Below are 732 nucleotides of genomic sequence, written 5' to 3'. Positions count from 1 at the left end.
CGCCTCGAGCGTTTTCGGGATCGTCAGCCCGCTCTCGCTCGAGCAAACTGCCGCGCTGGCCGCCGGAACCGTCGCCGGAGCGGTCGTGACGCCGGCCTTAGCGGCTGGGGTCGGCTCGGCGTTCCCCCGCTTCGGGAGCGTCAAGGTAACCAACAATCGCGAGGCGGTAATGCCGAGCAAGACGTCCTTCCTCGTCTACACGCTCGCGATCGCGCTCCCCGCAGTCGCCGCCGTCGTGTTGTATCTCGAGGCCCCCGAACTGATCGCCGGCTTCGTCTCGTCAGTTTCCGCGTGGACGCCGCTTCCCGACGTGTCGATCTCCGCCCGCGGAATCACCGTCGGCGCCTGGATCGTCCTGATCGCGGGGCTGATCGCGCCGGTCGTCGCCTATCGCTACGCGATCGAGCGCTTCGACTGGTACGCGCTCGAGTGAGCGAGCGGAAGCCGTGTCGACGCACCGTGCTCACCGTTCCGGCGGTGTGACCCACTCCCCCTCGATGTAGTTCTCGACCGACAGCGGTTCGGCGGTGGGTGCGTCCATCGAACGGATCGCAGTTTCGATCGCCGTCGAGTTCGTTTCGTTGCCGGTGTCGGTGCTGTTGCCGCCGCTGGTGTCGGTGCTGTTGCCGCCGCCAGCGCCGGTCTCGGAGTCCCCAACCTGACGCTCGAGGATCGTGCCGCCGTCGCCGACCGCGACGTCGTGCGACGATCCCGTCGCGACGCCGTCCAGTT

The 732-nt window shown here is 68.0% G+C and carries 2 pseudogenes; one reads left to right on the top strand and one right to left on the bottom strand.

The features are described 5' to 3' along the window. A pseudogene (locus PGX04_RS12430) lies at nt 1-433 on the top strand (hypothetical protein); the annotation flags it as partial. Nucleotides 434-463: 30 nt separating this feature from the next. Here the strand turns inward: PGX04_RS12430 and PGX04_RS12425 are convergent. Further along, nucleotides 464-732, bottom strand: a pseudogene (locus tag PGX04_RS12425) (hypothetical protein); the annotation flags it as partial.

It is taken from the genome of Natrinema soli, assembly GCF_028618695.1.
The sequence above is the reverse complement of the archived record's forward strand: the minus strand, read 5'-3'. Positions and strand labels throughout refer to the sequence as shown.